At 71.2% G+C, this 24,722-nt stretch carries 25 protein-coding genes; 13 read left to right on the forward strand and 12 right to left on the reverse strand.

The annotated features are described in order from the left end of the window. Positions 1-43: 43 nt before the first annotated feature. Positions 44-943, forward strand: coding sequence for a type IV toxin-antitoxin system AbiEi family antitoxin domain-containing protein (locus tag C8E83_RS01475; protein ID WP_121368101.1), 900 nt, complete (start codon positions 44-46; stop codon positions 941-943). Between the two features lie 308 nt (positions 944-1,251). Here the strand turns inward: C8E83_RS01475 and C8E83_RS01480 are convergent, their stop codons facing one another. Together C8E83_RS01480 and C8E83_RS01485 are read right to left on the reverse strand one after the other, a co-directional pair. After that, positions 1,252-3,045, reverse strand: coding sequence for an acetyl/propionyl/methylcrotonyl-CoA carboxylase subunit alpha (locus tag C8E83_RS01480; protein ID WP_121368102.1), 1,794 nt, complete (start codon positions 3,043-3,045; stop codon positions 1,252-1,254). 99 nt (positions 3,046-3,144) lie between these two features. After that, a complete protein-coding gene (locus C8E83_RS01485) occupies positions 3,145-3,837 on the reverse strand; it encodes a Maf family protein (protein ID WP_121368103.1) in 693 nt (230 codons plus the stop codon). Between the two features lie 38 nt (positions 3,838-3,875). Here C8E83_RS01485 and C8E83_RS01490 point away from each other — a divergent pair, with 38 nt between their 5' ends. The 4 genes from C8E83_RS01490 to C8E83_RS01505 all read left to right on the forward strand — a co-directional run bounded on the left by C8E83_RS01490 (position 3,876) and on the right by C8E83_RS01505 (position 8,278). Next, positions 3,876-5,102 carry a class I SAM-dependent RNA methyltransferase gene (locus tag C8E83_RS01490; RefSeq protein ID WP_121368104.1) on the forward strand — a complete coding sequence of 409 codons (1,227 nt, stop codon included), beginning with the start codon at positions 3,876-3,878 and terminating at the stop codon, positions 5,100-5,102. Between the two features lie 149 nt (positions 5,103-5,251). Then, positions 5,252-5,905 (forward strand): response regulator transcription factor, encoded by a 654-nt coding sequence (locus tag C8E83_RS01495; protein WP_121371674.1) that lies wholly within the window; start codon positions 5,252-5,254, stop codon positions 5,903-5,905. After that, positions 5,895-7,163, forward strand: coding sequence for a sensor histidine kinase (locus tag C8E83_RS01500; protein WP_147430043.1), 1,269 nt, complete (start codon positions 5,895-5,897; stop codon positions 7,161-7,163). The genes C8E83_RS01495 and C8E83_RS01500 overlap by 11 nt, the downstream gene beginning before the upstream one ends. Then, positions 7,160-8,278, forward strand: coding sequence for a hypothetical protein (locus C8E83_RS01505; RefSeq protein WP_121368106.1), 1,119 nt, complete (start codon positions 7,160-7,162; stop codon positions 8,276-8,278). The genes C8E83_RS01500 and C8E83_RS01505 overlap by 4 nt, the downstream gene beginning before the upstream one ends. A 477-nt stretch (positions 8,279-8,755) precedes the next feature. On the opposite strand, the gene C8E83_RS01510 is transcribed toward C8E83_RS01505, so the two are convergent. Beyond that, on the reverse strand, positions 8,756-9,055 hold the full coding sequence (locus tag C8E83_RS01510; protein WP_245981336.1) for an acyl-CoA carboxylase epsilon subunit: 300 nt from the start codon (positions 9,053-9,055) through the stop codon (positions 8,756-8,758). Beyond that, entirely contained in the window at positions 9,052-10,659 is a 1,608-nt protein-coding gene (locus C8E83_RS01515) for an acyl-CoA carboxylase subunit beta (protein WP_425454749.1), read from the reverse strand. The genes C8E83_RS01510 and C8E83_RS01515 overlap by 4 nt, the downstream gene beginning before the upstream one ends. 167 nt (positions 10,660-10,826) lie before the next feature. Here C8E83_RS01515 and C8E83_RS01520 point away from each other — a divergent pair, with 167 nt between their 5' ends. The 4 genes from C8E83_RS01520 (at position 10,827) to C8E83_RS01535 (ending at position 14,701) form a co-directional block, all read left to right on the forward strand. Then, the gene (locus C8E83_RS01520) at positions 10,827-12,581 is read left to right on the forward strand and encodes a hypothetical protein (protein WP_121368108.1); all 1,755 of its coding nucleotides are present in this window, start codon (positions 10,827-10,829) and stop codon (positions 12,579-12,581) included. Beyond that, positions 12,575-13,453, forward strand: coding sequence for a biotin--[acetyl-CoA-carboxylase] ligase (locus C8E83_RS01525; protein ID WP_245981339.1), 879 nt, complete (start codon positions 12,575-12,577; stop codon positions 13,451-13,453). The genes C8E83_RS01520 and C8E83_RS01525 overlap by 7 nt, the downstream gene beginning before the upstream one ends. 3 nt (positions 13,454-13,456) lie before the next feature. After that, the gene (locus tag C8E83_RS01530; protein WP_245981341.1) at positions 13,457-14,014 is read left to right on the forward strand and encodes a PH domain-containing protein; all 558 of its coding nucleotides are present in this window, start codon (positions 13,457-13,459) and stop codon (positions 14,012-14,014) included. A 69-nt stretch (positions 14,015-14,083) separates the two neighbouring features. Further along, positions 14,084-14,701 (forward strand): hypothetical protein, encoded by a 618-nt coding sequence (locus C8E83_RS01535; RefSeq protein WP_121368109.1) that lies wholly within the window; start codon positions 14,084-14,086, stop codon positions 14,699-14,701. Here the strand turns inward: C8E83_RS01535 and C8E83_RS01540 are convergent. Then, the gene (locus tag C8E83_RS01540) at positions 14,698-14,889 is read right to left on the reverse strand and encodes a hypothetical protein (RefSeq protein WP_121368110.1); all 192 of its coding nucleotides are present in this window, start codon (positions 14,887-14,889) and stop codon (positions 14,698-14,700) included. The genes C8E83_RS01535 and C8E83_RS01540 overlap by 4 nt on opposite strands. A gap of 56 nt (positions 14,890-14,945) precedes the next feature. Further along, positions 14,946-15,344, reverse strand: a complete 399-nt coding sequence (locus tag C8E83_RS01545) for a hypothetical protein (RefSeq protein WP_121368111.1) — start codon at positions 15,342-15,344, stop codon at positions 14,946-14,948. A 380-nt stretch (positions 15,345-15,724) separates the two neighbouring features. Between C8E83_RS01545 and C8E83_RS01550 the strand changes: the two genes are divergently transcribed. From C8E83_RS01550 to purE, 3 genes are all read left to right on the forward strand, one after another. Further along, positions 15,725-17,044, forward strand: a complete 1,320-nt coding sequence (locus C8E83_RS01550) for a UDP-glucose dehydrogenase family protein (RefSeq protein ID WP_121368112.1) — start codon at positions 15,725-15,727, stop codon at positions 17,042-17,044. Positions 17,045-17,091: 47 nt separating this feature from the next. Then, positions 17,092-18,234: a 5-(carboxyamino)imidazole ribonucleotide synthase gene (locus C8E83_RS01555; protein ID WP_121368113.1), complete on the forward strand. Its 1,143-nt coding sequence runs from the start codon at positions 17,092-17,094 to the stop codon at positions 18,232-18,234. A gap of 78 nt (positions 18,235-18,312) precedes the next feature. Further along, positions 18,313-18,780, forward strand: coding sequence for a 5-(carboxyamino)imidazole ribonucleotide mutase (purE, locus tag C8E83_RS01560; RefSeq protein WP_121371678.1), 468 nt, complete (start codon positions 18,313-18,315; stop codon positions 18,778-18,780). A 128-nt stretch (positions 18,781-18,908) separates the two neighbouring features. Here purE and C8E83_RS01565 read toward each other — a convergent pair whose 3' ends face one another. The 4 genes from C8E83_RS01565 to C8E83_RS01580 all read right to left on the reverse strand — a co-directional run bounded on the left by C8E83_RS01565 (position 18,909) and on the right by C8E83_RS01580 (position 22,428). Continuing rightward, complete coding sequence (locus tag C8E83_RS01565; protein ID WP_342768892.1) at positions 18,909-20,045, reverse strand: glycosyltransferase family 4 protein; 1,137 nt, start codon at positions 20,043-20,045, stop codon at positions 18,909-18,911. Then, positions 20,023-20,907, reverse strand: coding sequence for a dTDP-4-dehydrorhamnose reductase (gene rfbD, locus C8E83_RS01570; protein ID WP_281270786.1), 885 nt, complete (start codon positions 20,905-20,907; stop codon positions 20,023-20,025). Before rfbD ends, C8E83_RS01565 begins: the two co-directional genes overlap by 23 nt. Positions 20,908-20,915: 8 nt before the next feature. Continuing rightward, complete coding sequence (gene rfbB / locus C8E83_RS01575) at positions 20,916-21,902, reverse strand: dTDP-glucose 4,6-dehydratase (protein ID WP_121368115.1); 987 nt, start codon at positions 21,900-21,902, stop codon at positions 20,916-20,918. A 103-nt stretch (positions 21,903-22,005) separates the two neighbouring features. Next, positions 22,006-22,428, reverse strand: a complete 423-nt coding sequence (locus tag C8E83_RS01580; protein ID WP_121368116.1) for a hypothetical protein — start codon at positions 22,426-22,428, stop codon at positions 22,006-22,008. 115 nt (positions 22,429-22,543) lie between these two features. Between C8E83_RS01580 and C8E83_RS01585 the strand changes: the two genes are divergently transcribed. Then, positions 22,544-23,473 (forward strand): aldo/keto reductase, encoded by a 930-nt coding sequence (locus C8E83_RS01585; RefSeq protein ID WP_121368117.1) that lies wholly within the window; start codon positions 22,544-22,546, stop codon positions 23,471-23,473. Between the two features lie 104 nt (positions 23,474-23,577). On the opposite strand, the gene C8E83_RS01590 is transcribed toward C8E83_RS01585, so the two are convergent. Continuing rightward, positions 23,578-24,135 (reverse strand): cysteine hydrolase family protein, encoded by a 558-nt coding sequence (locus C8E83_RS01590; RefSeq protein ID WP_121368118.1) that lies wholly within the window; start codon positions 24,133-24,135, stop codon positions 23,578-23,580. Next, complete coding sequence (locus C8E83_RS01595) at positions 24,132-24,653, reverse strand: MarR family winged helix-turn-helix transcriptional regulator (protein WP_121368119.1); 522 nt, start codon at positions 24,651-24,653, stop codon at positions 24,132-24,134. Before C8E83_RS01595 ends, C8E83_RS01590 begins: the two co-directional genes overlap by 4 nt. Positions 24,654-24,722 lie beyond the last annotated feature (69 nt).

Here is a 24,722-nt window from a genome sequence, read left to right on the forward strand (position 1 = left end):
TCGCCCCGCCCCGCTCGCCCGTGGACCGCGGCAGTGTCGTCGCATGCACTCCGCCTCCGCCGTGAACGCCGTCCGCCTCGCCGGCGGAATCGGCACGTCCGCGCAGCTCGTCACGGCCGGCGTCACGCCGTACGCGACACGGCAGGCGGTCGAGATCGGCGACCTCGTGCGCGTGCGGCGCGGCTTCTACGCCGTGCCGGACGCTTCGCCGCGCGCACTCCTCGCCGTGAGGTCGGGCGGCCGGCTCGCCGGTCTGTCCGCGGCCGAGAGCTTCGGACTGTGGGGTGGCTGGTCGACGCCACTCCACCTGTGCGTGTCAGGACACGCCGGTCATGTGGGCGGGCGCTCGCTGCCCGCCACGCGCGGCGTGCGCCTCGTCGACGGCACGAGAGCCATCGTGCACTGGAACGACGATCGGCGCGACCGGGACTGGTGCTGGCGGGTGTCGGTCGAGCGGTGCGTGCGTCAGATCCTGCGCTGGCACGACGCGGAGACCGCGCTGGCCGTGGTCGACACGGCGCTGACGGCCGGCCTGCTGCGGGCTGGCGACGTCGAGCGTCTCGCGCAGTCGCCGAGCCGCGTCACCGTGGCGGACCTCGAGCGATGTGCGGCCGGGGCGCAGTCGGGCGTCGAGTCGCTCGCGCGGCAGCGGCTCCAGCGCGCCGGACTCCGGGTCCGGCTGCAGCCGGAGGTTCCCGGGGTCGGTCACGTCGATCTCGGCATCGTCGGCACGATGGTCTACGTGGAGATCGACGGCTACGACTACCACAGCGACCCCGATCAGTTCACGGAGGATCGACGGCGTGACGCCGAGGCACGGCGCCGGGGTTTCGTGCCGCTCCGCTTCGCTGCCGCGCAGGTGCGCGACGCATGGCCGTGGGCCGAGCGGATGGTGCTCGGTGCCGTGGCGCAGACGCAGGTCGTGGCGCCCTTCGGGAGGTGATCCGCGCCCCAGGAGGATCAGCGGGGTCGTCGCGGTTTCCGTCGGGAGGAGGTCGCCGCTGGCCTTCCTCCGGGGAGACCGAAACGGGAGGCGAATCCCTCCCCGAGCACCGAGATCGGCCGGAGTTCCTCCCCCTCCGGAGAAAAATCCTCCCGTCAGGCGGGAGCGAGGGGCGCCGACTCCTCCCGGCCGCGCGAAGTCCTCCCAGCAGGAGCGAAGTCCCGGCCGCGCCCGCTCAGCGCGCGATGGCCGAGAGCGGCGCGGCGAAGACACGGGCGCGGCACGCGCCGCGCTCCAGGCGCCAGGCGCTAGTCGCCGATGGTGAGCAGCACGTGCCCCGACGACACGGTCGACCCGACCGTTGCGTCGATGCCAGTGATCGTGCCGTCGCGGTGGGCGGAGACCGGCTGCTCCATCTTCATCGCCTCGAGCACGAGCACGAGGTCGCCCTTGACGACCTTCTGCCCCTCTTCGACGGCGAGCTTGACGACGGTGGCCTGCATCGGCGCCTTGACGGCGTTGCCCGTGGCGGTGGCGAGGCCACCACCGGCGCCCGCGCCGCGACCCGCGCGCTTCCGCGGAGTGAGCGACGGAGCAGCGGCGGCACCGCCCCCGAACCCGCCGCGCGATCCGAGCGACGCCGGCAGGGTGACCTCGATGCGCTTGCCGTCGACCTCGACGACGACGGTGGCCCGCTCGGGCACGACCGACGGGGCGGTCGCCTCGCCGCTCCACGGCTCGATGCGGTTGTCGAACTCCGTCTCGATCCAGCGCGTGTAGATGCTGAAGGGCGCACCGTCGGCGGGCGCGAAGGCGGGGTCGTCGACGATCGCACGGTGGAACGGCAGGACCGTGGGCAATCCTGCGACCTCGAACTCCTCGAGGGCACGGCGAGCGCGCTCGAGGGCGTCCTCGCGCGACGACCCGGTGACGATGAGCTTCGCGAGCAGCGAGTCGAACGCGCCCGAGACCTCGTCGCCGGCCTGGACGCCCGAGTCCACGCGGATCCCGGGGCCGCCGGGGGCCTTGAACACGTGCACGGGGCCGGGGGCCGGGAAGAAGTTGCGACCGGGGTCCTCGCCGTTGATGCGGAACTCGAACGAGTGGCCGGTGGGTCGAGGATCGCCGTACTCGAGCACGCCCCCCTCGGCGACGCGGAACTGCTCGCGCACGAGGTCGATGCCCGTGACCTCTTCCGAGACCGGGTGCTCGACCTGGAGGCGGGTGTTCACCTCGAGGAACGACACGGTGCCGTCCTGCCCGATGAGGAACTCGCACGTGCCGGCACCGACGTACCCGACCTCGCGGAGGATCGCCTTCGACGCGGCGTAGAGCGCGTCCGTCTGCGCGGGAGTGAGGAACGGCGCGGGCGCCTCCTCCACGAGCTTCTGGTGGCGGCGCTGCAGCGAGCAGTCGCGGGTCGAGACCACGACCACGTTGCCGTGCTCGTCGGCGAGGCACTGGGTCTCGACATGACGGGGCTTGTCGAGGTACTTCTCGACGAAGCACTCGCCGCGGCCGAAGGCGGCGACGGCCTCGCGGACGGCCGAGTCGTAGAGCTCGGGGATCTCCTCGCGGGTGCGGGCGACCTTGAGGCCGCGACCGCCGCCGCCGAACGCCGCCTTGATGGCGACGGGCAGGCCGTACTGGTCGGCGAACTCGACGACCTCGTCGGAGCCCTCGACCGGGTTGAGCGTGCCGGGGGCGAGCGGAGCGCCCACCTTCTCGGCGATGTGGCGGGCCGAGACCTTGTCGCCGAGCTTCTCGATGGCGTCGGGCGAGGGGCCGATCCAGATCAGGCCGGCGTCGATGACGGCGCGGGCGAAGTCGGCGTTCTCGGCGAGGAACCCGTAGCCCGGGTGCACGGCGTCGGCACCTGAGCGCCGGGCGACCGAGAGGATCTTGTCGATGACGAGGTAGGTGTCGGCGCTGGTGGTGCCGTCGAGCGCGTAGGCCTCGTCGGCGAGCTTCGCGTGCAGGGCATCGCGGTCCTGGTCGGCGTAGACCGCGACACTGCGGATCGACGAGTCACGCGCGGCGCGGATCACGCGAACGGCGATCTCTCCACGGTTGGCGATGAGCACCTTGGTTATACGCGGCATAGTCCCCAAGCCTACGGCGACAGCCCGAAGCGCCTTTGGACGCACCGCACAAAAAGCGCGGGGAGCGCGCTGACGTCATCTACAAGCCTCGGTGACGTATCACCGGGGCGGGTCGAGGGGCGCAGGAGCCGGTGCTCCCGCCCGATTCCACAGCCGATGCCACTCGATGCCGAAGTGCGAGCGGAAGAGGTCGCGCAGCACCGGTATCGAGAGGCCCACCACCGCGCTCGGGGTGCCGGTGATGCCGGAGATGAACGCCCCCGCCAGCCCGTCGATCGTGAACGCGCCGGCGACCTCGAGCGGCTCGCCGCTGGCGACGTAGTGCGCGATCTCGGCCTCGGTGAGGTCGTCGGCGAAGGTGAGGTGCGCCGAGGCGTGCTGGGAGTGCCCGGCGTGGGGGCGCCCGCCGCGGTGGTCGATGAGGTGGTGACCCGAGTGGAGGACGCCTTCGCCGATCCTGGCCATCTGCCGCCACCTCTCGGCGGCGATCTCGGGCTCGTGCGGTTTGCCGAGCACCTGCCCCTCGATCTCGAACGCGCTGTCTCCGCCGAGGATGAAGCCGTCGATCTCCTCGCCGTCGACGCGCTCGCCGATGACGGCCTCGGCCTTCGCCCGGGCGAGCAGGGTCACGGTCTCGACGGCGGTGAGCCTGCGGCCGAGCGTGAGCTCTTCCTGCGCGACGGCGGCCTCCTCGTCGACGCCGGGGGAGATGAGCACGGGCTCGACGCCGGCTGCTCTCAGCAGCGAGAGCCGGGCGGGGGAGGTGCTCGCGAGATACAGCCGAACCGTCATGCCCTAAGAGTGTCAGAGACATGCGAGAGACTGGAGGGATGGGTGACTTCTTGGGTAAGGACGTCGAGCTCGACGTCACGTCGATCGCGCACGGCGGCATCTCGGTGGCGAGGCTCGACGGGCGAGTCGTGTTCGTCTCCGACGCGATCCCGGGCGAGCGGGTCGTGGCGCGGATCAGCGACGACAGCAAGAAGTCGTTCTGGCGCGCTGACACCGTCTCGGTGGTCGAGGCGTCGCCGCACCGCCGCGACCACGTCTGGAGCGCCGCCTCGATCGACCGCGACCCGGCGGATCGCGCCGGCGGCGCCGAGTTCGGCCACATCGCGCTCGAGCACCAGCGGGCGCTGAAGAAGCAGGTGCTCACCGAGGCGCTCGAGCGCATGGGCAAGACCACCGTCGACGTCGACGTCCAGCCGGTTCCCGGCGACGACGAGGTGAACGGCCTCGGCTGGCGGACCAGGATCAGCCTGCACGTCGACGAGCAGGGCCACGTCGGGCCTTACGCCGCCCGCTCGCACCGCGTCGTCCGCGTCGACGACCTGCCCCTGGCCACCGCCGAGGTCGAGACCGCGGCCCCGCTCGACCAGACCTTCCCCGGCGAGGAGCGCGTCGACGTTCTCGCCCCGTCGGAGGGCGGCGCGCGGCTGATCATCGGCGACCAGCGGCGCACCACGATCGTCGAGAGGGTCGGCGAGAGGGAGTTCCGTCTCGACGACGCCGGGTTCTGGCAGGTGCACCGCGGCGCGGCGGGCGTGCTGACGGAGGCCGTGCAGGCTCTCGTCGATCCTGCGCGCTTCGACCCGCGCGCCCACAACCTCGACCTCTACGGCGGGGTGGGCCTGCTCGCCGCGGCGGTCGGCGACCGCTTCGGGCAGGCGACGCGCATCACGAGCGTCGAGGCCGACGCCCGCGCCACGGACCACGCCGCCGAGAACCTGCAAGAGTGGATCGGCGCGACCGCCGAGACGGGTCGTGTGGAGCGCTGGATCCGGCAGCTCGCCGACGCCCCAGCCTCCGACCGCTCGAGACTGAAGGCCGCGACCGTCGTGCTGGACCCTCCCCGGTCGGGGGCTGGAAAGGCCGTTGTAGACGGGATAGCTTCGTTCGAACCGGCCCAGGTCGTCTACGTCGCGTGCGATCCGGTCGCCCTGGCCCGGGACGTCGCGCTCTTCCGAGAGCACGGCTACGAGGCGGAGGCCGTCCAGGCCTTCGACCTGTTCCCCCACACGCACCATCTTGAAACCGTGGTGCGCCTGATCCGCTGAGAGTCGCCCCGCCCGATACGATTGGGCTGGTGACGCCCGGGAATCAGGGACCCGACGCGCCCATCGAACGAAGGATGATCGTGCCAGAAACGACGACGGACCCGACTGCTGCGAACGAGACCACGACCGGGCGCCCGCCTGCCCGTCAGGTGCGCGTCGCGATCGTCGACGACCACGAGTCCGTCCGTCTCGGCATCCAGGCCGCCTGCCAGAACGAGGGCTTCGACGTCATCCTCACCGCCGCCGGCGTGCAGGAGTTCGTCGACAACCTCGCCGGCCGCGAGGTCGACGTCGTCGTGCTCGACCTGTCCCTCGGCGACGGCTCCACCGTGACCGAGAACGTCAAGCGAGTCCAGGCCACCGGCTCAGCCGTTCTCGTGCACTCCATCGCCGACCGCGTCGCCTCCGTGCGCGAGGCGCTCGCCGCCGGTGCCGCCGGCGTCATCCCCAAGTCGTCCGCGACGAAGACCGTCATGGCGGCCGTCGCGACCGTCGCCCGCGGCGACGTGCTCAACAACCTCGAGTGGGCGAGCGCCATCGACGCCGACCGCGACTTCGCGAAGGCGCAGCTCGGCCGGCGCGAGCGCGAGATCCTCCACCTCTACGCCTCGGGTCTGCCGCTCAAGCTCGCCGCCCAGCAGCTCGGCATCGGCTACTCGACCGCCCGCGAGTACCTCGACCGCATCCGCGTGAAGTACGTCGAGGTCGGCCGCCCGGCGCCGACGAAGGTCGACCTGCTCCGCCGCGCCGTGGAAGACGGCATCCTGCCGGGCCTGGATGCGGACGGCGGCGATGGCCGCTGACGAACCCTCCGGGGTTCCCTCCTCCCTCCGCCCGAGGCCCGCGCGCAACCCGATCTCGGGCCCCCTGCTCGACAAGATCTTCGCGCGCGCCCTCTCGGGCCTCGGCATCGTGTTCGGTCTCGAGGCCGTGCCGTTCGTCATCGCCCAGCAGTCCCACATGCAGGAGGCCTGGGGCTGGATCATCTCCCTGGCCATCTTCGGCGGCATCGCGGCCGTCGGCGTCGCGAGCCTCATCATGCGCGGCCTCGAGACGGCGGCCGCGTTCGTCGCGATCTCCTTCCTGGTCGCCCTCATCACGTGGCCCCTGGCGGTGCAGGATCCCACGGCCGTCCAGCCCCAGGTGCCCTGGCTCTGGTACCTGGTCACCGTGGCCACCTCGGCCGCAGCGATCGCGTTCTCGCTCTGGGTCGCGACCGGCTACCTGTTCCTCGCGCCGATCATCTACGGCCTCATCCGCCTGACGCCCTCCGGCGGCGGCGCCGACCCGCTCCGGGCCGGCCTCGACGCGGCGTACTCGATCATCCTGGGCGGCGCCGTCCTCATCCTCATCACGCTCCTGCGCCAGGCGTCGCACGCCGTCGACTCGGCGCAGAGCATGGCCGTCGCCCGCTACTCCGGCGCGATCCGCGAGCACGCCACCGAGCTCGAGCGCGTCCAGGTCGACGCGATCGTGCACGACAGCGTGCTCACGACGTTCATCTCCGCCGCGAGGGCGTTCTCGCCCGACGAGCAGGCGCTCGCGACGACCATGGCCAGGAACGCCATGTCGCACCTCACCAGCGCGGCCTCAGTAACCCCCTTCGACGAGTCCTCGACGTCGCTGCAGTCGATGCGCGAGCGGATCCGGGTGTTCATCCAGAACCTCGGCGCCGACGTCGAGATCCGCGCGAAGGGCCTCGACGACCACACGATTCCCGCGGCCGCGGCCGAGGCTCTCTACTCGGCGGCCGTGCAGGCCGTGGTCAACAGCGTGCAGCACGCCGGCGGCGAGGAGATCTCGCGCTGGGTCAGCATGAACTGGGAGCGCGAGCAGGTGCGCGTCGAGGTCGGCGACACCGGCTCCGGCTTCAACCCCGCGGCCGTGCCCGGCGAACGCCTCGGCGTCCGCGTCTCGATCACCGAACGCCTCGCCAACGCCGGCGGCGAGGCCGCCATCCACACCAAGACGGGCTCCGGCACCGTCATCCACCTGACCTGGCCGCGATCAGAACCCCGCCCCGCCGCCGTCCCCACCGAGCTCCAGGAGGACGCCTCGTGAACGTCAAGCTGCCCCGTTGGCTGCCGATCGGCCTCGCCGCACTCTTCTCGCTGTACCACCTGCTGCTCGCGGCGGTCTCGCTCACGACGCCTGCGCATCCTGCGCCCATCGTGGTCTGCATGGTGCTCTACGCGGGCGCCACGGCGCTCACCCTGTGGCCCTCGGGCATCCGCAAGAACATCACCATGCCCGTGTGGATGGCGTGCCTGTCGCTCGCCGTCGCAGTGATCCTGCCGCTCGCGGTCGCGTCGCAGCTCGATCCTCACGCGAAGGGCGGAAACGGCTACGCCACCTGGTACGTCGCCGCCGTGGGCACGCTGATGGTGATCGTGTCGACGCGTCGTCGTCAGGGCTTCGCCTGGGTCGGCGTCGGGTTCCTCGTGGTCCACTCGATCATCTGGTCGGGAGACTTCGCCGAGCTTGCGAACCTCGGCGTCGTCGGCAGCGTCAGCTGGGTGGCGATCTCGCACGCCCTCCAGGCGACGCTGGCCCGCGCCAGCCGCGACACCCGCGAGTTCATCCGCGCCGAGCAGGAGGCCGCCGACTGGCAGGCCGCTCAGGAGGCGCACGTCAACGAGCGCCAGTTCCGGCTGCTCCAGACCGGCCGCACGGCCCGCCCCATGCTGCAGCGCATCGTCGCGACCGGGGGCGACCTGTCGCCGGAGGAGCGCCAGGAGTGCCTCAACCTCGAGGGCGCGATCCGCGACGAGATCCGCGGCCGTCGCCTCCTCAGCGACGACGTCCGGCGCGAGGTCATGGCCGCTCGCCGCCGCGGCACCGTCGTGAGCCTGCTCGACGAGGGCGGTATCGACGACCTCGACGACGACGAGCTCGACCGCGTGCACCGCGAGCTCGCGTCGGCGATCCGCGACGCGTCGGCCGACCGGCTCATCATCCGCACGGTCGCGGCGGGCAGCGAGTACGCCGTGACCGTCGTCGGCCTGTCCAGCGAAGACCTGCAGTCGTCGACGCTCGGATCGAGCCACGCCGGCGCGGACGACGACGATGAAGACGACCCCTACGCCGACGACGAGGACGACGACGGCGAAGACGAAGTGAGCCTGTGGCTGCAGATCCCGCGGTCGTCGGTGCCGCAGGAGCACGTGGACGCCTAGCTCGTCCCCACGCCCGGCCACTGACCCCGTCGCCCGTCCCCGAGGGGGCGGGCGGCGCCCGTTAACGACCGAGGGCCGGACCCCCGAAGATCCGGCCCTGCACAAGCCCCGAGTCAGGGCGACAACCCGAATATCACCCTGACTCGCCGCCGAACAGTGACAGGCCCGCTTACCCTAGTAGGCCCCTGTTCGGTGGTGTAACTCTGAGAGAGACACCTAGCAACATCAATAATGCCGACGGGCCCCCCTCACGAAAAGTCGTCATTTAGGAGGACACTGGGGGGCAGACAAGATGGTTCGTTTTCGAGAAATGCCCCCCGTTATGGGGATCTTTCGGTGCGTGACATACGTGATGACACTCGAATGGGGGACAATCCGGGTCGCTTTTGACCCCTGCCGGGGCACACGAGCTTGGCAGCGGGGCACACGGCCGTCCGGAGGATGACACGGCCTCACAGGGGCACGCGTCCCGAGCCCTCAGCCGTGGTGGCGGCCCCACTGGCCGGGCCCGGGCGTGATCGGCTGCCGGAGGGCGCGACGGCTCTCCGACCAGGCGCTCTGGACGTGGGGTGTCACGACGGCGGCGGCCCGAGCGGCCTCCTCCGCAACGAGGGCTGCCAGCACGGCGGTCACCGCGGCGAGCTCCTCGGCCGAGGGGTCGCCCGAGACGACTCTGATCGCAGGATCGGCGGGAGCCCCGGCGGCATTCGAATCCTGCGCCCCCGGCCCCTCGTCGCCCGACAGCCCGACCGGGCCGGCCGCGTGCCGCCCGGTCACAGCGGGATGTTCCCGTGCTTCTTCGACGGCATCGACGCGCGCTTGGTGCGGAGGGCGCGGAACGCCTTGATCACGGCGCTCCGGGTCGCGGCGGGTTCGATGATGCCGTCGATCTCGCCCCGCTCGGCCGCGAGGAACGGCGACGCCACGTTGTAGGTGTAGTCGTTGGCGAGCTTGGTGCGCACCGCGGTGACGTCTTCGCCCTCGTCGGTCGCCCGCTTGATCTCGGACCGGTAGAGGATGTTGACCGCGCCCTGGCCGCCCATGACGGCGATCTCGGACGTCGGCCAGGCCAGGTTGATGTCGGCACCCAGCTGCTTCGAGCCCATGACGATGTAGGCGCCGCCGTACGCCTTGCGCGTGATGACGGTGACGAGCGGCACGGTCGCCTCGGCGTACGCGTAGAGGAGCTTCGCGCCGCGGCGGATGATGCCGGTCCACTCCTGGTCGGTGCCGGGCAGGAAGCCAGGCGTGTCGACCAGGGTCAGGATCGGGATCGAGAACGCGTCGCACAGCCGCACGAACCGCGCCGCCTTCTCGCCCGCGTCGATGTTGAGCGTGCCCGCCATGACGTTCGGCTGGTTCGCGATGATGCCGACCGAGCGGCCCTCGATGCGGCCGAAGCCGATGACGATGTTGGGGGAGAAGAGCGGCTGGACCTCGAGGAATTCGCCGTCGTCGAGCACGCCCTCGATGACCGCCTGCATGTCGTACGGCTGGTTCGGCGAGTCGGGGATCAGGGTGTTGAGCGCGCGGTCGGCGTCGGTGACCTCCATCTCGGGGTACGCCTCGAAGACCGGTGGGTCGGTGAGGTTGTTCTCGGGGAGGTACGAGAGCAGCGTGGCGACGTAGTCGAGCGCGTCGTCCTCGTCGGCGGCGAGGTAGTGCGAGACGCCGGAGATCTTGTTGTGGGTGAGCGCGCCGCCGAGTTCCTCGAAGCCGACGTCTTCGCCGGTGACTGTCTTGATGACGTCGGGGCCGGTGACGAACATCTGGCTGGTCTTGTCGACCATGATCACGAAGTCGGTGAGCGCGGGGGAGTACACCGCGCCGCCGGCCGCCGGGCCCATGATGATCGAGATCTGCGGGATCACGCCCGACGACTTCGTGTTGAGGCGGAAGATCTCGCCGTACTTGCCGAGGGCGACGACGCCCTCCTGGATCCGGGCGCCGCCCGAGTCGAGGATCCCGATGATCGGCACGCCGGTGCGCAGCGCGAGCTCCATCACCTTGATGATCTTCTCGCCGGCCACCTCGCCGAGCGAACCGCCGAACGTGGTGAAGTCCTGCGAGTAGACGGCGACGTTGCGGCCGCCGATGGTGCCGGTGCCGCTCACGACCGAGTCGCCGTAGGGGCGCTTGGCGTCCATGCCGAAGGCGGTCGTGCGGTGCCTGACGTACTCGTCGAGCTCGACGAACGAGCCCGGGTCGAGCAGCTGGTCGATGCGCTCGCGCGCGGTCTTCTTGCCCTTGGCGTGCTGCTTGGCGATGGCCTGCTCGCCCGGCCCGGTCACTGCCTCGTGATACCGGACCTTCAGGTCGGCGATCTTGCCGGCGGTCGTCGAGAGATCGGGAGCGTCGGTCGGGGTGGGGTCTGAAGTCACGGCCCCCACACTACCCAGCGCCTCGCCGCGACACGGTGTGGAGAACCGCCAAGAGTCGGGCTCGAACATGGTCGGTTCGAGTGCCGAACGTCGTTCTGAGGGCCGTTTTCCTCCCGGGGCGTGACCGCGGCAGGAGCGTGACGGGCGCGTCCGCTAATGTCCGGATCGTGCCCAGGATCCCGCTCAGACGCGTCGCCCTCGAGGCCGCCGGCGTGGCCCTCGCCGCGGCCTGGGGCCTCGTGGCGATCGCGCACGCCCTCGCGGGTGCCAAGCGGGATCTCCTTCTCGACGACGGCGACTCCGTGCTCCTGCCGCTCATCGTCCGCTCGTTCCGTGAGGGGCTGCCGAACGAGTGGGGCATGTCGCCCGTCCTCTTCGTCTTCCCCGAGCTGCCGCTCTATCTCGTCTCTGCCACGGTGACGACGGGCGTCGCAGCGGCCCTGCTGCTGAACGGCGTGCTCAACGTCGTGCTCCTGTACGGGCTGCTGCGGGTCGTGGCGGGTCGCGTGACGGCTCTGTCGGGCGGCGTGCGGCGGCGTGGGCACGGGCGAGCCGTCACGGGTGCGCTCGTGGGCACGGGCGGGTTCGCGATCCTGTGCCTGCTCGAGACCCGGCCCGGCGGCAATACCGGCGAGATCATGTCGCTGTACCTCACGACCACGTACTACGCCGGCACCGTCATGGCTCTGGTGGCGGCGACGGCGCTCGTCGTGCACCTTCTCGCCGGTGGTCGCAGGATCGGGGGCGCCGCCGGGGCCCTCGCCCTCCTCTCGGCCCTCGCCACCCTCTCGAACCCGCTGTACGCCCTCTGGGTGACCGGCCCGGTGCTCGTTACGGCGCTCGTGGTGGCGTGCCTGCGCTCGCGGTTCCGCCGCCCGCTCCTGACCCTCGCGGCGGTCGTCGTCGGCTCCGGCATCGGCTACGCCGCGAGGCTGCCGCTCGGGCCGTATCTCATCGCCCAGAAGGACGAGTACCTGCGCTGGCAGGGCCGTGCCGAGAGCGCGCAGTTCTACGGCGACGCGTTCCGCGTGCTCGTGCAGACGGTCGGAGGCCGCGTGGAGGTCGGCGTGTGGGCGGGGCTGATCCTGCTCTCCGTGGTCGGGGCCGTCCTGCGGCTCCGGCGGCGCCGCGACGACGCGGCCGGCCTCGTCGCCCTGCTCGCGATCGTCACGGTCGTCGTCGTCGCCGTCGGGCTCAACATCACGGGCAGCCTGGCGACGCGGTACGCCCTGCCGATCGTGTTCTCGCCGCTCGTGTCGCTCGCGGCGACGGTGGCGAGCGCGGACTGGAGAGCGCTCGGGCGGCGGACGCGCGACCGGCTGCCGCTCACTCGCGTGGGTTCGCGGCGGGCCGGGTCGCGGCGGGCCGGGTCGCAGGAGGCCGGATCGCCGCAGGCCGTGTCGCGGCTGCGTGCGGGCGGGCTTCGCGTGGCCGCGGGTCTCGGCGCTGCCGTCGTGGTCGCGACCCTCGTCGCTGCAGTGCCGTCGACGGCGAGCGTGGTCGCCGCCGGTAGCGCCTCGGGTGAGCCGGCCGCCCGGTGCCTCACCGACTGGTCGCGGGGCAAGGACGCCACGGGCGTGGCGCAGTTCTGGACCGTCCGCGGCCTGCAGACCTACGGCGGCGACGACGTGCACCTGCTGCAGGTGAACTCCGACCTGTCCGTCTACCCGTGGCTGACGAATCTGGCGGCCTATCGGCACGCGCGGGTAGGTTACGTGATCGTGGCCACCGGCGAGATCCCCGGCGGGCACACCGAAGGGTGGGCAGACACCGTGACTGCGCTCGGCACGCCACGCGACACCGTGCACTGCGACGGCTACGACATCGTCGACTTCCGGGGCACCCCGGCGCAGAAGGCGCTCACGTCGGCCGTCGTCGACAGCGCGGACGCGCAGGCGGCCCTGAGGGGGTTCGAGTGGTGAGCGACGAGGCGCCCGGCGGGGTCACCGATCCTGCGCCCTCTGGCCTGTCGGACTTGTCTGGCCTCTCGGGGCGGCAGCTGCTGCCCATCACGGCGGCCACGGCGTCGCACCTCGACTTCCGGCACACGACCGGGTCGACCAACACCGACCTCGCCGCGATCGCCGCCTCGCTGCCGCACCTGGCCGTCGTCGCCAGCCTCGACCAGCGCTCGGGCCGTGGCCGCCTCGACCGCCGGTGGTCATCGCCCGCCGGGCAGACTCTGGCCGCGAGCGTGCTGCTGCGCCCTCGCACCCCGTCGGGCGGGCCGCTGCCCGACGACGCGTGGGCGTGGTTCCCGTTGCTTGCCGGTACGGCCCTCCACGGGGCGATCGCCGATCTCCTGCCCGACGCCGACGTCACGGTGAAGTGGCCGAACGACGTGCAGATCCGGGGGCTCAAGGTGTCGGGTCTCCTCGCCGAGCTCGTGGCCGTCGACGGGGCGCAGGATGCCGTCGTCATGGGCGCCGGCCTCAACCTCACGATCCCGCCCGAGCACCTCCCCACGCCGACGTCGACGTCGTTGGCCATCGAAGGCGCCGCGGGCAGCGCGTACGAGATCGCCGACGCGGTGTTCGCCTCCTACCTCGTGCGCCTCGACGCGCTCGTCACGACGCTCGGGGGCGACGCGGGCGCTGCGGCCGTGCGTCAGGTCGTCGAGGCCGTCTGCGGCACGCTCGGTCGCCGAGTCCGCGTCGAGCTGCCCGACGGCACGAACCGCTTCGGCACGGCGCAGAACCTCGACGACGGAGGGAGACTCGTCGTTCTCGAGGATGACTCTTCGGCTCTTCTCACCGTCTCGGCCGGAGACGTCACTCACCTGAGGTATGAATGAGGCATGTCCGCGCCTGAGCCTGCCGCCGTCCTCCGCGAGGGCGCGCCCGAGCAGGTCATCGCGCGGCTCCGGCCGCACGGCCGCGTGCTGTTCTGGCCGTCGGTGCTGCTCGTCGTGATCTGCGCCGCGCTCGGCTTCTTCACCGGCAAGCTGCCGGCGGCGTGGATGAACCAGGCCCTCTGGATCGTGGGCGTCGTGCTCATCGCGCTCGTGTGGCTCCTGCCGCTTCTGGCGTGGTCGGGGCGCCACTACACGATCACGACGCGGCGCATCATCATCAAGCGCGGGCTCTTCGTCCGCACCCGGCAAGAGCTCATGCACACCCGCGGCTACGACCTCACCGTGCGGAAGAACGGCATGCAGTCGCTCTTCGGCTCGGGCGACGTGCTCATCAACTCCGGCCTCGAGCGGCCCGTCGTGCTCTGGGACGTCCCGTCCGCCGACCTCGTGCAGTCGACGCTGCACGACCTCATGGAGGAGAACATCTCCGCGGTGGCGCGCATGAGGCAGCAGGAGCAGACGCTCCCGCCCGACGCCTCGACCTACTGGGGCGGCCGCTAGCCCGCCCGGTGCGCCATGTCCACCGGACGCGGGGTTGTCGGGCGGCACGGCACCCGCGACGATCGGAGGATGACCGATGCCGCCGCCGCCGAGCCGCCGAGCTCTGGCGTCCCCGGCCTCGACATGCCGCGCTCGATCAGTGGTGGGCGCGCCGTGCTCGTGGGAGCCGGGCTCGTCGCCGCGCTTCTCGCCGACACGCTCGTCACCTGGCTCACCGCTCTGGTGGGGTTCTTCGGGGCGCTGACCGCGCAAAGCGGTCTCGTCTTGGCGGCTTCCGTCCTCGGCGCCATCGCACTTGGCGTCGTGCCGCAGCTCGTGGGAACGAGACGCGTCAGTCGTCGTCTTCCCGTCGGGCGGCGTCCGTTCCTGGTCGTCGCCGCCCTCTCCTCCGGCGGCCTCGTGCTGGCCGGATGGCTCGACACGACGCTCGTCTGGGCCGCGCATGCCAACGACTACTACCCTGACCAAGGGGCCTTCATGACGCTCGCGCACGTGGTCGTGCCGGCCGCCTGGCTGGCCTCGGCGATCGTGTGGGCGTGCTCCTGCCTGATGTCAGAAGCACGCCGCCGGACGGGCCGCGCGTACCGCTGGCCCGTGGTCGCGGCGGGCCTCGTCATGGGCGCGATCCAGGTGGCGTCGTGGTGCTGGCTCCAGGCCGGCCTGAGCGCCGGCGTCTTCTCGGCCTAGCCCGGCGTGCGCCGCCTCAGGTCGACGATGAACGCGACGGCACCGAGTGCGGCGAGTGCGCAGATGGATGACGTCGCGTAGATCGTTCGGGCGCGCCCGTCATCGCCGGTGAAGCAGGTCAGGCCCACGAGCGCGAGCACGAGCGCCGCGCCGGCGAAAGCGCCCGCGATGGCGGAGAGCCCGAGCATCCACTGAACGCGGGGCGGTGATGCGGCGGCTTCATTGGCTCCGGTCGAACTGTTCCTCATTGGTTGTTGCACCAGACTGCGACAGTGGGAGGGATGTTGTGGGCGACCATCCCGCGCCCGCGTGCTGTGCAGGTGGTGACTGCGCCCGATGCCACTGTCATGGCACCTGCGATCGTGCCCGCCACGACGGCACCCACTCCCGTTGCGGCCGTGACGACTGCGGCGATCGTTGCGAGGCCGGCGCCGCTCGTGATCAGCCCGAGGAACTTGGCTGAGTTGCACGAATTCATGTAGGCGTTGAGCTGGAGGCCCGTGTAGTCGTAGGAATTCTTTCCGACACATGCGCGCACTCGCGGCTCGGCCGCGAGTGCCATGCTGACCGTGACGGTGTCGACCGTGGCGTTCGTCACCTCTCTGCCAGCCGCAGACCACCCGGTCGCGAAGTCGTCGACCACGGCCTGACTGACTCCCGCCTCGCGAGCCGCCGAACCGTCGAAAGTCTCGTTGGCCGTGTCTATGGCGCTGTCGAGGCGTTGCCAGTCGCTCTGGGAGATCGCACCTGCCGACGCAGAGCGGACGGGTTCGGCGGTCGCTGGGTGCGACTGCGTTGCGGTCAGAGCTGCTGCTGCCAGAACGGACGCGGTGGCGAGAGCGATGAAATGAGGGGCGCTATGACCCATGACGACCTCCTATGTGAGCGACATCGTTGCCGCAGTGTCAGCGTGTCGGACAAGAACATAAAATGTCAAGTGAGAATTCTGCCAATATCCTCACGAGCCGGGCCGTCCTGGAGCGGAGCACGCGGAGCGCAGGCGGGGTCGGCTAGGGTCGTCTCGTGCGAATTTCAGTCATCGGATGCGGATACCTCGGTGCCGTCCACGCGGCCTGCATGGCCGAGCTGGGCCACGACGTCGTGGGGATCGACGTCGACGAACGCAAGATCGCCGAGCTTCAGGCGGGTCGCGGACCGTTCTTCGAGCCGGGCCTGCCCGAGGTGCTCACGCGCGCGCAGGCCACCGGCCGCCTTCGCTTCTCGACCGACCTCGCCGACGCCCGTGATGCGACGGTGCATTTCGTCGCCGTGGGCACACCGCAGACCAAGGGGTCGTTCAACGCCGACCTCACCTACGTGAACGCGGCCGTCGACGGGCTCCTGCCGCACCTCAAGAGCGGCGATCTCGTCGTCGGCAAGTCGACCGTGCCCGTGGGCACCGCCGCCCGCCTGGCCGGCGTGATCGAGGCCGCGGGCTCCGGTGCGACCCTGGCGTGGAACCCCGAGTTCCTCCGCGAGGGGTTCGCCGTCAAAGACACCCTCACCCCCGATCGGTTCGTCTACGGCGTCTCCGGGGGCGAGCAGACCGACGAGGGTGCGAAGGCCGCTGCGATCCTCGACGAGATCTACGCGAAGGCCCTCGCCACCGGCACCCCGCGCATCGTCACCGACTACGCCACGGCCGAGCTGGTCAAGGTCAGCGCAAACGCGTTCCTCGCGACGAAGATCTCGTTCATCAACGCCATGGCCGAGGTCGCCGAGGCGACCGGCGCGGACGTCACCCAGCTCGCCGACGCGATCGGCCACGACGCGCGCATCGGCCGCAAGTTCCTCAACGCCGGCCTCGGCTTCGGCGGCGGCTGCCTGCCCAAAGACATCCGTGCCTTCCGCGCCCGCGGCGACGAGCTCGGCCTCACCGACACCCTCTCGTTCCTCGGCGAGGTCGACGCGATCAACCTCCGCCGCCGCGAGCGCGTCGTCACGCTGACCCGCGAGCTCGTCGGCGACCTCCAGGGCGCCACGATCGGCGTGCTCGGCCTCGCGTTCAAGCCGAACAGCGACGACGTCCGCGACTCTCCGGCTCTCGACGTGGTGCAGAAGCTCCAGGCCGCAGGAGCAACGGTGGTCGCCTTCGACCCCGAAGCGAACGAGACCGCGCAGCGCAGTGTGCCCGGCCTCACCACGGCCGCCTCGGCCGCCGAGGCCTACAGCGGCGCCGACGCGGTGCTGGTCCTCACCGAGTGGCAGGAGTTCCGCGACCTCGACCCCGCCACGGTCGCCGCGGCCGTGAACCACAAGCGCGTCGTCGACGGCCGCAACTGCCTCGACGCCGCCGCCTGGCGCGCTGCCGGATTCGAGGTCCGCGGCCTCGGCCGCCCGTAGCGGGCGACCACGGGCAACGCTCTCACAGGTACGGAAAGGCGCACGAGATGGCACTCACGGTCGGCGTGATCGGCGGCGGGCAGCTCGCCCGGATGATGGTCCCCCCGGCGATCGGCCTTGGCCTCGAGATCGAGGTGCTCGCCGAGAACGAGGGCTCGTCGGCCCGCATCGCCGCGACCGAGGTCGGCGACTACCACGACGCCGACGTCGTCCTCGCCTTCGCGAAGGGCAAGGACGTCATCACGTTCGACCACGAGCACGTGCCGCAGCCGGTGCTGAAAGCTCTCGTCGACGCCGGCGTGAGCGTGCACCCCAGCCCTGCGGCCCTCTTCGTGGCGCAAGACAAACTGGTCATGCGCGAGCGCCTCAGCGCGATCGGACTGCCGGTGCCCGACTGGGCGAGGCTCTCGGCTCCTGCCGACCTCCAGGCCTTTCTCGACGAGCACGGCGGCCGCTGCGTCGTGAAGACGGCCCGTGGCGGCTACGACGGCAAGGGCGTCCGTGTCGTCAGCGACGCAGCGGCGGTCGACGACTGGTTCGCTCAGTTGAGCGACGACCCGGCCGGCATCGGCGCGGCGCTCCTCGCCGAAGAGCTGGTCGACTTCCGCCGCGAGCTCGCGCAGTCGGTGGCCCGCAGGCCGAGCGGCGACGTCGTCGCGTGGCCGGTCGTGGAGTCGATCCAGCGCGACGGCGTCTGCGCGGAGGTCATCGCGCCGGCTCCTGCGTCCGCCGGCCGCATCTCCGACATGGCGGAGGAGATCGCGCGCACCGTCGCCCGCGAGCTCGACGTCACGGGTGTCCTCGCGGTCGAGCTGTTCGAGACGACCGACGACCGCGTGCTCATCAACGAGCTCGCCATGCGCCCGCACAACACCGGCCACTGGTCGATCGACGGCTCGACGACGAGCCAGTTCGAGCAGCACCTGCGCGCCGTGCTCGACCTGCCGCTCGGCGACACCGGCACGCACGACGAGTGGAGCGTCATGGTCAACGTGCTCGGCGGCCCGGCCACCGGCACGATCGCCGATCGGCTGCCGCGCGCCATGGCCGACGAGCCGGGGGCCAAGATCCACGACTACGGCAAGGATCCTCGCCCGGGCCGCAAGGTCGGTCACGTCACGACGACGGGCGACGATCTCGACGACGTCGTGTATCGGGCGCGGGCGGCGGCCGAGCACTTCCTGGACTAGTGGGCGATCCGCTGCTCCTGCGCCCTTCGCTAGGCTCGTCGCGTGACTGACTCCGCTGCGCCCCTCGTCGCCCTCGTGATGGGCTCCGACTCCGACTGGCCCACGATGAAGTCGGCGGCCGACGTGCTGACCGAGTTCGAGATCCCCTACGAGGTCGAGGTCGTCTCGGCGCACCGCACGCCCGCGAAGATGATCGCCTTCGGCCAGGGCGCCGCTGCCCGGGGCGTGCGCGTGATCATCGCAGGAGCAGGCGGAGCCGCCCACCTCCCCGGCATGCTCGCCTCGGTGACGACCCTCCCGGTGGTGGGCGTCCCGGTGCCGCTGGCGAGGCTCGACGGCCTCGACTCGCTGCTCTCGATCGTGCAGATGCCCGCCGGGATCCCCGTCGCAACCGTCTCGATCGGCGGGGCCGCGAACGCGGGCCTGCTCGCGGCGCGGATCCTGGGAGCAGGAGACGAGGCGCTCACGGTCCGTCTCGCGGACTACGCCGCGGGTCTCGCCGAGCTCGTCGAGGGCAAGAACGAGGCCCTCAAGCGCTCCCTGTAGCGCGCTCCGCCCCGGTGCGCGGGTTGCGAACCGCCGACCGGCCAAAGAACCTGCGCGCGCGGTGGTTCGTTGGCCGGCCCGAGGTTCGTCGTGCGTCGCGCCGCGCCGCGCCGGGCCGCCCGCCGCCGTCAGAGGTCGGCGTGCAGCTGCCACACCTTCTCGGCCGAATCCCGCCACGAGAAGGCGCGCGCGCGGTCGAGCCCGATCACGCCGAGCCTGGTCGAGAGCTCGACGTCGTTGACGACCTGGTACATCGCCTGGGCGAGCCGCTCGGGGTAGCCGGCGGGGTCGTCGCGGGGGACGACCACCCCTGCTCCTGCGGCGACCTCGACCAGTGCCGGCGCGTCGGAGTGCACGACGGGAGTCCCGAGCGACAGGGCCTCGACGACGGGCAGCCCGAAGCCCTCGGCCAGCGACGGGTAGACGAACACCGAGGCGCGCTGCAGGAGCGCGGCGAGAGTCGCGTCGGGCACACGCCCCATCACCCGCACCCGCGTGTCGTCGAGCCCCGCCTGCTCGGCCACCGACGAGACCTGCACGTCGCCCCAGCCCTCGGGGCCGACCACGAGCAGCGGGATGTCGGGGGCGTCGGGGTGCGCCATGGCGCGGATCAGAGGCTCGAGGCCCTTGCGGGGCTCGAGCGTGCCGACGCTCAGCGCGTACCGCTCGGGCAGGTCGAGACGGTCGGCGATCTCGTCGGCGTCGTCGGGCACGGCGAGGTCGGGGCTGACCGCCCCGCCGATGACGCGCAGGCGGTCGCCGAAGTCGAAGTACTCGGCCAGCTCGGCGGCGACGGCGTGAGTGGGCACGACGACGGCGTCGGCGAACTTCCACGCCCGCTTGGCCATGGCCCGGTGCCACCGGACCCCCTGCGCGGTGAGCGTCTCGGGGTGCGTCCACGGCACGGTGTCGTGGATCGTCACGGCGGTCTGGGTCGCAGGGTCGAGCGATCGGTCGTGCTTGTAGAGCGGAGTGAAGAGGCTCGTGCCGTGGACCATGCCGCGGCCGGGGAGCCCGAGCGTGCCGGTCTGCCAGGCGATCGACAGCTCGCGGCGACCGAGGACGGAGCGGTAGAGGCTCGCCAGACCGGGCAGCTTGTCCTCGAGGCGGTCGTAGTCCTCCTGCGGGTGCGCGGAGACGATGCCCTCGACGTCGCAGCCGCGCGGGGCGACCTGGATGATCTGCTTCGTCAGCTCTTCGGTGTAGCGGCCGATGCCCCCGGGGACGGGCGCGAGCATCTGGTCAACGACTACTCGCAGCGTCATCATCGTGATCGAGAACTCCTGTGCTGGCCGCCTCGGCCAGCGCATCGCGCCAGGAACGCATGGGGGGCAGCCCAGCGCGGGCCCATGCGTCGTGACCGAGAACGCTGTAGCTCGGCCGGGGTGCAGGCCGGACGAACTGCGAGCTGTCGGTCGGCTTGACCCTATCAGGATCGAGACCGGCGACTCCGAAGACCGCCTGAGCGAACTCGTACCACGACGCCTGCCCGGAGTTCGTGCCGTGGTAGACCCCCGCGGGGGCGTCGGAGTCGACGAGCGCGACGATCTGGGCGGCGAGGTCGGAGGTCCAGGTGGGCTGCCCGAGCTGGTCGTCGACGACCGACACCGTGTCGTGGGCCCGGGCGAGACGGAGCATCGTGCGGGCGAAGTTGCCGCCGTGCTTCCCGTACAGCCAGGCCGTCCGCACGATGTAGGTTCCGTCGGGGTTCGCCGCGCGCGCCAGCCTCTCGCCCTCGGCCTTCGTGCGCCCGTAGGCGTTCAGCGGGTCGAGCGGAGTGTCTTCGGCGTACGGCATCGTCGCGGTGCCGTCGAAGACGTAGTCGGTCGAGATCTGCACGAGCTTCGCGCCGGCTGCGGCCGTGGCCTCGCCGAGCAGCCCGGCGGCGGTGCCGTTGACGAGCAGGGCCTCCGCCTCGTGCTCCTCGGCGTCGTCGACGCGGGTGTAGGCCGCGGCGTTGATGACGACGTCGTGTCCTTCGACGGCGTCCCTCACGGACTCCCGGTCGGTCACGTCGAGATCGGTGCGTCCGAGCACTGTGACGTCGCGGCCGAAGAGCGCCTCGACGAGGTCGGAGCCGAGCATTCCGCGGGCTCCTGCGACCAGGTACTTGCTGGGCTGCGACACGGCCGGCCTCAGTCGAGCGCCGCGGCGGCCTTGAGCGGCTCCCACCAGGCGCGGTTGTCGCGGTACCACTGCACGACGTCGGCCAGCCCCTGAGCGAACGGCACCTGCGGCTCGTACCCCAGCTCGGCGCGGATCTTCGCGATGTCGACCGAGTACCGGAGGTCGTGGCCGAGGCGGTCGGGCACGCGGTCGACGTACGACCAGTCGCGGCCGGTGGCTTCGAGCAGGAGCCCGGTGAGCTCCCGGTTGGTGAGCTCGGTGCCGCCCCCGATGTTGTACACCTCGCCCGCGCGGCCGCCCACGAGCACCATCGCGATGCCGCGGGTGTGGTCGTCGACGTGCAGCCAGTCGCGGATGTTGTTCCCCTCGCCGTAGAGCGGCACGTGCCGGTCGTCGATGAGGTTCGTGACGAAGAGCGGGATCACCTTCTCGGGGAAGTGGTAGGGCCCGTAGTTGTTCGAGCAGCGGGTGATCGACACGTTGAGGCCGTGCGTGCGGTGGTAGCTGCGGGCGAGCAGGTCGCTGCCGGCCTTCGACGCGGAGTAGGGGGAGTTCGGCTCGAGCGGGCGGTCTTCCGACCACGAGCCCTCGCTGATCGAGCCGTAGACCTCGTCGGTCGAGACGTGCACGAAGCGCTGCAGGTCGTGGCGGAGGGCGGCGTCGAGGAGGCGCTGGGTGCCGAGCACGTTCGTCTCGACGAAGATCGACGCGTCGCGCACCGAGCGATCGACGTGCGACTCGGCGGCGAAGTGGACGACGGCGTCGATGCTCGGGTAGAGCTCGTCGAGCAGGTCGGCGTCGCGGATGTCGCCGTGCACGAAGCGGTACCGCGGCGAGTCGGCGACCGGTGCGAGGTTCGCGAGGTTGCCCGAGTAGGTCAGCGCGTCGAGCACCGTCACCTCGGCGCCCTCGAGGCCCGGGTAGGCGTCCTCGAGGGTGCGACGCACGAAGTTCGAGCCGATGAAGCCGGCTCCGCCGGTGACCAGGATGCGCATGGACAGCCCTTCGGGTGGGGGAGGGTCGGTCCACCGATCATACGGGGCGCTCTCAGGCGGCGGCGCAAGCGGCGGCCCCGCCGGTCAGGTCACGCCGCGCGTGTCAGGCGACGGCGTACACGTCCACGTCGAAGGTGAGGCTGTCGCGGAACGACCAGGTGGCCGAGAAGCCGTCCCACGCCACGGTCTGCGACCCTCCGGTGGCCCCGGACGCCGCGAACAGCTTCCGATCGCTCGTCGGCATGCCGAGCGCGTCGAGCACGCAGCCGGCCGTGGCGCGGTCGACACCCGTCGGGTGCCCGGAGACGGGGGTCTCGAGGTGCAGGGCGCGTGCTCCTGCGATCACGCCCGGCTGGGTCGACGACAGGTTGCAGGATCCGAGAGCCTTCGACACGACGGCGCTCATCGACGGCGCCGTCGCCCGTGGCGCCTGCCGGGTCGAGGTCTGCGTCATCGCCGCGCAGCCCGTGGTCGCGAGAGCGACGGCGGTCAGGGCGGCGATCGCGGCGCATCGGGATGCTCGCATGACCGTTTCTCACCTTCATTGGTGGACAGACTGTATCCCCCGAATGGGGGACATGTCTACGGCTGTGCGCACAGCGGCCGGGCGGCCTCTCGGCCGGCGAGGCCATGATGGAGGGATGAAGACGACGACGCTTCCGACCGTCCCCAAGCCCGCCTCCACGATCATCCTGGGTCTCATGCGGATCATGCCGCTCGACGACTCGCAGGTCCGCGACCTCGTGTCCGCCGCCCGCGAGGAGGGGATCAACTTCTTCGACCACGCCGACGTCTATGGCGGCTCGCCGCACGCCGCCGAGGCCCACTTCGGCGACGCGGTGCAGTTCTCCTCCACCGAGCGCGAGGAGGTGATCCTCCAGTCGAAGGTCGGGATCCGCGACGGGTTCTGGGACTTCTCGACCGAGCATATCCTGGAGTCGGTCGACCTGTCGCTCAAGGCTCTGCGGACCGACTACCTCGACATCCTGCTGCTGCACCGCCCCGACCCGCTGGTCGAGCCGGAGGAGGTCGCCGCGGCGTTCGACGCGCTCGAGTCGTCGGGCAAGGTGCGCCACTTCGGTGTCTCGAACCACATGCCGCTGCAGGTCGAGCTGCTGAAGACCGCCGTGAAGCAGCCTCTCGTGGCGAACCAGGTGCAGCTGAGCGTGACCCACGCGCCGATGATCGCCGCCGGGGTCGCGGCCAACATGAAGGGGCTCGACCAGTCGCTCGACCTCGACAACGGGATCCTCGACTACAGCCGCATCCACGGCATGACGCTGCAGGCCTGGTCGCCGTTCCAGAAGGGGTTCTTCGACGGCATCTTCCTCGGCGACCGCGAGAACTACGCCGAGCTGAACGACGCGATCGACGAGCTGGCGGGCAAGTACGGGGTGGGGCCCGCGGCGATCGCCGTCGCGTGGATCACCCGGCATCCTGCCGACATGCAGGTGGTGCTCGGCACGACGAGCATCGAGCACCTGCGCGACTCGGCGAAGGGCGCCGACGTGGTGCTCACCCGGCAGGAGTGGTCGCGGCTGTTCACCGCGGCGGGCGCGATTCTCCCGTAGGCGCTGTCTCCCGTAGAGGCTCTATCTGCGACAAAACGCGACACCTGCGACGCTTCGGCGCGTCGCAGGTGTCGCGTTTTGTCGCGGGGGCGGGGCGGGCGGGGTCAGGGGAGCAGCGCGACGATCTCGGCGGCGGTCGCCGACTGGCCGATGCGGGGGAAGACGCTCGACACCGCGTAGTCGTGGCCGGCCGGGCTCATGTCGGTCATCGCGTCGGTGGCGAGCACGACGTGGTACCCGAGCTCGTGCGCGTGGCGAGCGGTCGACTCGACGCCCGCGGTCGTGGCGACACCGGTGACGACGACCTCGGTGGCGCCCTGCGCGCGCAGCCACTCGTCGAGGTCGGTGCCGGTGAACGAGCCCCAGGTCTTCTTCGTGACGACGTGGTCGCTCGGCTGCCGGTCTAGCTCGGGGGCGAACTCCGTCGCTTCGGGCGGCATCGCGAACGAGCCGCCCTCGGGTCGGAGGTCGGTGCGGCCGGGCGCGCCGGCGTCGACGTTGACGAGCACGACGGGCAGGCCCTTCGCACGGAACGCGTCGAGCAGGAGCCGGTTCGCGGCGAGCACGTCGGGGATCGGATGCGCGGTCTCCCGCCCCGTCACGCCGGCCTGGAGGTCGACGACGACGAGGGCGGTCACGGGGTCGAGTGCGGTGAGGGTCATGGGGTCTCCTTCGGTTCGCCGACGGCGGTCGCCGGCGCGGTCTCGGTGTCGAGGAGTCGCCCGAGCAGAGCGCTGGCCTCGGCCAGGCAGGCGATCTCGGAGGCGTCGAGGGTCTGCGTGAGGCGATTCGTGAACCAGTCCGTCTTCGCGACGCGGTTCGCGAGGAACTGCTCGTGAGCGTCGTCGGTCAGGGTGAGGATGGTCCGCCGGCCGTCGTTCGGGTCGGGGCGCCCGGTCACGTAGCCGAGGCCGTCGAGCACCGCGATGGTCGCGCCGAGCGACTGGGGGCGGACGCCCTCGGCTCGGGCGAGGTCGGAGACGCTGGCAGGGCCGTCTTTGAGCAGGCGGCTCAGGATCGAGGTCTGCGACGGAGAGAGATCGTTCGGCGCGGCGACCTCGCGCAGCCGTCGCTGCAGCCGGCTCATCACGACGCGCAGCTCGGTAGCGACCAGGGCGGCGGTCGGCTGAGTGGCGGCGGCCTGAGTGGCGGCGGCCTGCGCGTCAGCGGAAGGATTCATGACTTCACGGTAGCAGATAGGAAGCCAAAACTACCAAGTATGAACTTCATACCCGTCGGTAGGGCTGCG

This window comes from Frondihabitans australicus (genome assembly GCF_003634555.1).
GTDB lineage: Bacteria > Actinomycetota > Actinomycetes > Actinomycetales > Microbacteriaceae > Frondihabitans > Frondihabitans australicus.

Excerpts from the sequence above, each read along its gene's own strand:
- C8E83_RS01475 (WP_121368101.1), top strand. The coding sequence starts at position 44 with ATGCACTCCGCCTCCGCCGTGAACGCCGTCCGCCTCGCCGGCGGAATC.
- C8E83_RS01480 (WP_121368102.1), bottom strand. The coding sequence starts at position 3,045 with ATGCCGCGTATAACCAAGGTGCTCATCGCCAACCGTGGAGAGATCGCC.
- C8E83_RS01485 (WP_121368103.1), bottom strand. The coding sequence starts at position 3,837 with ATGACGGTTCGGCTGTATCTCGCGAGCACCTCCCCCGCCCGGCTCTCG.
- C8E83_RS01490 (WP_121368104.1), top strand. The coding sequence starts at position 3,876 with ATGGGTGACTTCTTGGGTAAGGACGTCGAGCTCGACGTCACGTCGATC.
- C8E83_RS01500 (WP_147430043.1), top strand. The coding sequence starts at position 5,895 with ATGGCCGCTGACGAACCCTCCGGGGTTCCCTCCTCCCTCCGCCCGAGG.
- C8E83_RS01530 (WP_245981341.1), top strand. The coding sequence starts at position 13,457 with ATGTCCGCGCCTGAGCCTGCCGCCGTCCTCCGCGAGGGCGCGCCCGAG.
- C8E83_RS01535 (WP_121368109.1), top strand. The coding sequence starts at position 14,084 with ATGACCGATGCCGCCGCCGCCGAGCCGCCGAGCTCTGGCGTCCCCGGC.
- C8E83_RS01540 (WP_121368110.1), bottom strand. The coding sequence starts at position 14,889 with ATGCTCGGGCTCTCCGCCATCGCGGGCGCTTTCGCCGGCGCGGCGCTC.
- C8E83_RS01555 (WP_121368113.1), top strand. The coding sequence starts at position 17,092 with ATGGCACTCACGGTCGGCGTGATCGGCGGCGGGCAGCTCGCCCGGATG.
- purE (WP_121371678.1), top strand. The coding sequence starts at position 18,313 with ATGGGCTCCGACTCCGACTGGCCCACGATGAAGTCGGCGGCCGACGTG.
- C8E83_RS01565 (WP_342768892.1), bottom strand. The coding sequence starts at position 20,045 with ATGACGCTGCGAGTAGTCGTTGACCAGATGCTCGCGCCCGTCCCCGGG.
- rfbB (WP_121368115.1), bottom strand. The coding sequence starts at position 21,902 with ATGCGCATCCTGGTCACCGGCGGAGCCGGCTTCATCGGCTCGAACTTC.
- C8E83_RS01580 (WP_121368116.1), bottom strand. The coding sequence starts at position 22,428 with ATGCGAGCATCCCGATGCGCCGCGATCGCCGCCCTGACCGCCGTCGCT.
- C8E83_RS01585 (WP_121368117.1), top strand. The coding sequence starts at position 22,544 with ATGAAGACGACGACGCTTCCGACCGTCCCCAAGCCCGCCTCCACGATC.
- C8E83_RS01590 (WP_121368118.1), bottom strand. The coding sequence starts at position 24,135 with ATGACCCTCACCGCACTCGACCCCGTGACCGCCCTCGTCGTCGTCGAC.
- C8E83_RS01595 (WP_121368119.1), bottom strand. The coding sequence starts at position 24,653 with ATGAATCCTTCCGCTGACGCGCAGGCCGCCGCCACTCAGGCCGCCGCC.